This window comes from Celeribacter sp. (genome assembly GCF_048270365.1).
GTDB lineage: Bacteria > Pseudomonadota > Alphaproteobacteria > Rhodobacterales > Rhodobacteraceae > Celeribacter.
The window spans coordinates 1-6,071 of sequence record NZ_JBLWTA010000072.1; the positions used below are offsets into that span (position 1 = coordinate 1).

General features: G+C 57.4%; 6 protein-coding genes. 5 read left to right on the plus strand and 1 reads right to left on the minus strand.

Annotated elements, in window-relative coordinates; translation table 11 throughout:
• The 5 genes from ACN0X0_RS22980 to ACN0X0_RS23000 form a co-directional block, all read left to right on the plus strand.
• Nucleotides 1-475: (2Fe-2S)-binding protein (locus ACN0X0_RS22980; RefSeq protein ID WP_417281138.1), on the plus strand; the 475-nt coding region annotated here is incomplete at its 5' end.
• Between the two features lie 253 nt (nucleotides 476-728).
• Nucleotides 729-1,697, plus strand: a complete 969-nt coding sequence (locus ACN0X0_RS22985; RefSeq protein WP_159075227.1) for a substrate-binding domain-containing protein — start codon at nucleotides 729-731, stop codon at nucleotides 1,695-1,697.
• A 77-nt stretch (nucleotides 1,698-1,774) separates the two neighbouring features.
• Nucleotides 1,775-3,271, plus strand: coding sequence for a sugar ABC transporter ATP-binding protein (locus tag ACN0X0_RS22990; RefSeq protein ID WP_159075226.1), 1,497 nt, complete (start codon nucleotides 1,775-1,777; stop codon nucleotides 3,269-3,271).
• Nucleotides 3,264-4,244 carry an ABC transporter permease gene (locus tag ACN0X0_RS22995; protein ID WP_339695899.1) on the plus strand — a complete coding sequence of 327 codons (981 nt, stop codon included), beginning with the start codon at nucleotides 3,264-3,266 and terminating at the stop codon, nucleotides 4,242-4,244. The genes ACN0X0_RS22990 and ACN0X0_RS22995 overlap by 8 nt, the downstream gene beginning before the upstream one ends.
• A gap of 39 nt (nucleotides 4,245-4,283) precedes the next feature.
• Entirely contained in the window at nucleotides 4,284-4,772 is a 489-nt protein-coding gene (locus ACN0X0_RS23000) for a VOC family protein (protein ID WP_107719774.1), read from the plus strand.
• A 75-nt stretch (nucleotides 4,773-4,847) separates the two neighbouring features.
• On the opposite strand, the gene ACN0X0_RS23005 is transcribed toward ACN0X0_RS23000, so the two are convergent.
• Entirely contained in the window at nucleotides 4,848-5,903 is a 1,056-nt protein-coding gene (locus tag ACN0X0_RS23005; RefSeq protein WP_107719773.1) for an ABC transporter ATP-binding protein, read from the minus strand.
• Between the last annotated feature and the right edge of the window lie 168 nt (nucleotides 5,904-6,071).

The window sequence follows — 6,071 nt, forward strand, 5'->3', positions numbered from 1 at the left end:
GACAGGCGTGGCCGGAGCCGAGCGGGCCTGGGCTGAGGGCCATATGGCGGGGCTGACGATTGCGGCGTCGCTTGGTGCGACCATCCCCCCTGTTGCGCTTGCACAGGCCAGACGGCGCCTCACCGGCTCCGCGCGCTTCGCGGGCGTGATGCAAGCGATGTTCGCGCCGCGCCGCGCTGCGTTGGCCGAATTGTCTCGACAGGAGGAGACTGTGATCTGCCGGTGCGAGACCGTCCGCAACGGGAAAATCGAAAAAACACTGCAAAACAACCCTTTCATTCAATCGGCAAGCGCCGTGAAACTGGAATGCCGCAGCGGCATGGGGCCCTGTCAGGGGCGCTATTGCGAGGCAACGGTTGCTGCGCGTGTTGCCGAGGTGCGAAAGGCGTCGATCGAGGCTTCGGGGTATTTCAATGCCCATTTGCCGGTGAAGCCCGTTCCACTTCAGGATTATCGCGATATTGGAGGCGAGTAAACGCGGGCCTTCGGGAACCTGCGCGCAGCTTTACCCTCAAATGAGTTCCCGCTTTCTGCGGGTGGCGCCGCTGTCTCATCGCGGTGCAGAATGGTGCTTGACAGGTGGAGTAATATAAATAACATTTGTGAAATAAATAACGAACTCAAGGTCGACTATGAAAGTTGGACGGGTGTGTCGGCGGCTTTTCTGGAGGAGAAAGGCTGAAACGGAAGAACGCGGAAGCAAGCGTGTTCACAAATGGGAGGAAACTATGAACAAATTTACCCGAGGCCTTTTGGCCGCTGCATGTGCTGTTGCCTTAGGGGCGACAAGTGTGTCAGCGCAGGAGGCGCGCCCGGAGATCAAGGACGAATACCGTTTTGTCATGATCCCGATTTTGGCACAGGCTTGGTTCGATATTGTGCATGATGCGGCCGCGGATTCCGCAGAGCAGTTGAGCGCGCAGCTTGGAACAAAGATCACCATCGACTATCAGGCCCCGGCACAGGCCGATCTGGTTGAGCAAAACACGCTTTTGGAACGTGCGATTGCGACAAAACCCGACGGTATCGCGATTGATGCCATCGACGTTAACGCCAGCATGCCGATCCTCAATGAGGCACGGGATCGCGGCATTCCGGTGGTGCTTTTCGTCTCCACCGCACCGCAGGGGTCGCAATTCACCTATATCTCCAATGATTTCTACGATCAGGGCCGGATTTTGGGGGAAGAGCTTCTGAAGCGGATCGACAACAAGGGTAAGATCGCGATCCTGCACGGCGTGCCGACCAATTCCGCCCATGCCGACCGCTATGACGCGCTCAAGGACCTGTTCGCACAATACCCGGATGTCGAGATCGTTGATGAAGGCTTCGACTATGATGATGTGCAAAAGGCCCAAACCGAAGCCGCGCGGATGCTGTCCGCCAATGGCGACCTGGATGCCATTGCCGTTGTGGATGCTGCGGGTCCGGTGGGCGTTGGCTTGGCGCTGCGCGAAGCTGGGCGGGTCGGTGACGTGCAGTTCGTCGGGATCGACGATGTGCCACAGCTTCAGGAACTGATGCGTGATGGTGTGCTTGATCTGTCGATTGCAACGCGGCCACGGATGATCGGTGAATGGTCCACCATTGCCCTGATGCTTCAGAACATGGGGGTGGAAACGCCGTCCTGGATCGACACGGGCATCGGCTACATGACCCCGGACATGGTCGCAGACGGAAACATCGACGGCTTTTAGAGCGCTTCCCTGAGACACGAACGCAAACCGGGGCATGCGATTGGGTGCCCCGGCCATCAGTCACAAGGAGGACCGACATGAGTCTTTTAGAAGCCCGCGGGATCACCAAGCGCTTTCCCGGAGTTGTTGCTTTGGACGCGGTGGACCTTCGGTTCGAGCGCGGAGAGGTCCATTGCATCGTTGGCGAAAACGGGGCGGGGAAAAGCACGCTGGTCAAAGTTTTGACCGGGATTTACCGACCTGATGAGGGCGATCTGCATTTTGAGGGCGAGACCCCGCCCGCCATTGGATATGTGCCGCAGGAGCTGAACCTGTTTGAGCATATGACCGTTGCGGAGAACATGTTCTTGCCGCTGAAAAACGGTACGATTTACCGGCGCAAAGCCCTTGATGCGGCGGCTCAGCCTTTTCTCGACGATCTGAAAATGACCTGCGCGCCGGGGGATATGGTGCGCGACATCTCGGTTGCGGAAAAACAGCTTTTGCAAATTGCGCGCGCGTTGGCCAGCCGACGGTCTGATATTTTGATCCTTGATGAACCCACCGCGTCTCTGACCGCGACGGAAATCGAACGGCTCTTCGCAATCGTTGAGGATTTGCAGGCGCGCGGCACAGCCATTGTTTTTATCACCCATCGACTGGATGAGGTGATGCGCCTGCATTCCGTCGTGTCGGTGTTGCGCAATGGATGTGTGGTCGGGAATTCCGATGGCGAAGACGTCTCTGAGGCTTGGATTGTCAGCAAAATGACCGGCAAGGACATGGATCTGAGCACGCTGTATCGTCCGCGCACCGCGCGTGGGACGCGGCTGTTTCGGGTCGAGGGACTTTGTGGTCCCGAGTTCACGGATATTTCCTTTGATCTGCATGCTGGCGAAATCCTCGGATTTGCCGGGCTCGTCGGGGCTGGGCGCTCAGAGGTGTTGCAAACCCTATTTGGAATGCGCAAGCCCTCGGCGGGGCAGGCCTGGTTCGATGACGAACCTTGGGTCTTTGGGACGCCCGGACGGGCGATTGCCAAAGGTGTGATGTACCTGTCTGAAGAACGCAAAGCCCATGGAATTTTCCCACATATGTCGGTGCGCCAGAATGTGGGCGCGGGGCTGTTGCGCGATGTTGCTCGGCTCGGTGTCGTGTCCAACGCGCGCGAGGCTGCGGCCACGTCGCAGATCATTGAGGATTACCGGGTCAAGACCGCCTCATCTGAGACAAAAATCATGAACCTGAGCGGAGGCAACCAACAAAAGGTGCTGATCGGTCGCGGGTTGATGGCGAACCCAAGGGTGATGATTTTCGACGAACCAACACGCGGCATCGACGTCAATGCCAAGGACGAAATTTACCGTCTTATGCAACGTGTGGCCGAGGACCAACAGATCGCCGTGGTCCTGATCTCATCGGAAATCGAAGAACTTCTGAAATGCAGCAACCGTGTGCTGAGCCTCTATGACGGCCGGATCAACGCGGAAATTGCAGCCGAGGATTTGAGCGAGGAGCGCTTGTTGTCCTCGATTATCAATACGGGCGACGCCATTCATGCGCCTGCCACAACCAAGGAGAAAGCTCATGTCTGACGGGCTCGTAAACATGAAACAGAGGCGCGGTCTGAATCTCCAAGGGGGCGGACAGATCGTGGGCGTTCTGATCGCATTCGTGGTGATCTGTGTGGTCGCGGCCATTGTCGCGCCGGAGTTTTTATCCAGCTACAACATGACGATCATTTCCCGCGATCTCGCCTTTATCGGGATTGTGGCCATTGCGCAGGGGATGTTGCTTTTGCTCGGCGATATTGATGTGTCCATCGGCGCGATTGCCGGTCTTTCCGGGATCGTCTGCACAAAGTTGCTGGTGGACGCACAGCTTGATCCCTCTCTGGCCATCGCGGCGGGACTGGCTGTCGGGGCCATTGCGGGGGCGGTGAATGGCACGATCATCACCATGTTCAACCTCAACTCACTCGTGGTGACCATCGGTATGCTCAGCGTCTATTCCGGGCTGAACCTCTGGATCACCAAGGGCCGCACCATTGTCGGATTGCCAAAAGAGGTGACCGTGCTGGGCGGCGGGTCGTTGATGGGCATTCCTGTGCCCGTTTACATTATGATCGGCGCGTTTGCCGTCATTTTGTTTCTGACCACAAAAACAGTCTATGGTCGGCGTCTGTATGCGGTTGGCAATAGCCGCGAAGCCGCCAAAATCATTGGCATTCACGAGCAACGCGTGCGCATCACCGCCTATGCTGTGGCGGGGTCTTTGGCGGGGCTGGCCGGGATGCTGTTGTGCTTCCGTCTGGTGTCGGCACAGGCGTCGATGGGCCAGTCGTGGCTTTTGCCGTCGATTGCCGCGCCGGTGATCGGTGGGATCGCCACCACGGGCGGCATTGGCACGATCTGGGGCGCGCTTTTGGGGGCGGCGATCATTGCGGTCCTTGGCAATGTGATCGTTCTGGGGGGTGTCGATGTCTACCTGCAACAGGTGGTCACGGGCGCGATCGTTGTGATCGCCGTGGCTCTGGATGCCATCACCCGCAAAATGGGTCGGGGATAATCCCCCACCCGCATATTCATTCCAAAGGAGGAGATAGGAATGTCCGATGAAACCAAAATCACTCAGATCGGTGTCGTCGTGCGCGATCTGGATGCGACGATGAAAATGTATCACCAGCTTCTGGGCTGGGGGCCGTGGAACGTCTACGAACACACCGCGCCGGTGCTGCATGACACGCATCTGCATGGCAAGCCCGCGACCTATTCGATGCTCTGTGCCGAAGTGATGGTCGGGGACATGTGTTACGAGCTGATCCAACCGCTTGAAGGCGACTCGATCTACAAAGAGTGGCTTGAGGAGCATGGCGAAGGCCTGCACCATGTCGCCGTGATGAAGCGCGGACAGGGTGCTGCGGATCAGTTCAAAAAGGACATGGATGCGGCTGGGGCCAAGATGCTGATGGGGGGACGTATTGGGGAGACCATCGAGTTTTATTACCTCGACAGCGAACCACAGCTGAAGGTGATCCTCGAATCCGGCACAGGCCATGCGATTGACCTGAAACCCGTGCGCACCTATCCAGAATAAAAGGTCAGATCCCAAAAATGAAAACGCCCCTGCTGTAATGGCAGGGGCGTTTTTATGTGGTTGAGGTACAGCCCCTCAGATACGGCCCCTCAGGCTTTGCCCCGTTGGGTCAAAGACCATGATGTTCTCAGGTCGGACGCCAAGCGACAGGGTTGCGGGCTGTGACAGATCACTGCCTTGGCGGATCACCTCAATCTCATGACCTGACAGACGGGCAAAGTAGCTTGTTGATGTGCCGACAACCTGTTGGTTTTCCACCTTGAGCGTGAGGGCATTGGTGTCCGAGCTGTGGTCCAGGAAATGCTCGGGACGTATGCCAAGCGTGACAGGCCCCTGCGCCGATGTGGCGCTGGTCAGTTCCGTCCCATCTGACAGTCTTAAAGTGTGCCCGTCGGCATGTGCGTCCACAAAACTCATCTGCGGTGATCCGATGAAACCCGCAACGAAACGGTTTTTGGGGCGCGCGTAAAGCTCCGCAGGCGAGCCGACCTGTTCGATCCGCCCGTCTTTCATCACGACGATGCGGTCCCCCATGGTCATCGCCTCGACCTGATCATGGGTCACATAAATCGACGTCACGCCAATGCGCTGTTGCAGCGCGCGAATTTCTTTGCGCATTTGCACGCGCAACTGTGCGTCAAGGTTGGACAGCGGCTCATCGAACAGAAAAGCGTTGGAATGTTTGACCATGGCGCGCCCCATCGCAACCCGCTGACGCTGCCCGCCCGAAAGCGCTCTGGGGCGGCGATCCAGATAGGGCGTGATCCCAAGGATCTCTGCCGCCCATGTCACGCGCTCTTCGATCTCAGCGGGGCGCATTTTGCGCACCTTGAGGCCGAATGCGAGGTTTTGAGCGACCGTGAGATGCGGGTAGAGCGCATAGTTTTGAAACACCATCGACAGGTCGCGTTCCTGTGGCGGCAGGTGCCCAACGGGTCTGCCATCAAACAAAATATCGCCGGACGAAATCGGGTTCAGACCCGCCACACAGCGCAGTAAGGTTGATTTGCCACAGCCGGATGGGCCAACGAGGACAATGAATTCCCCATCTTCGATGACGAGATCGAGACCGTGCAGAGCTTTCACTTTGCCATAGTGTTTTTCGAGCTTTTGGATGTTGATAGAGACCATAGGTCGTCCTCCCGTGGAAATCGGCTTATTTGATGCTGCCCTGTGTCAGGCCACCGACGAGATATTTCTGAAAAAAGAAGGCAATGAGATAGATCGGCATCATTCCGACAAAGGATGCTGCCGCCATTTGTCCGAAATTCACCAACCGCTCGCCCTGAAACAGTGACA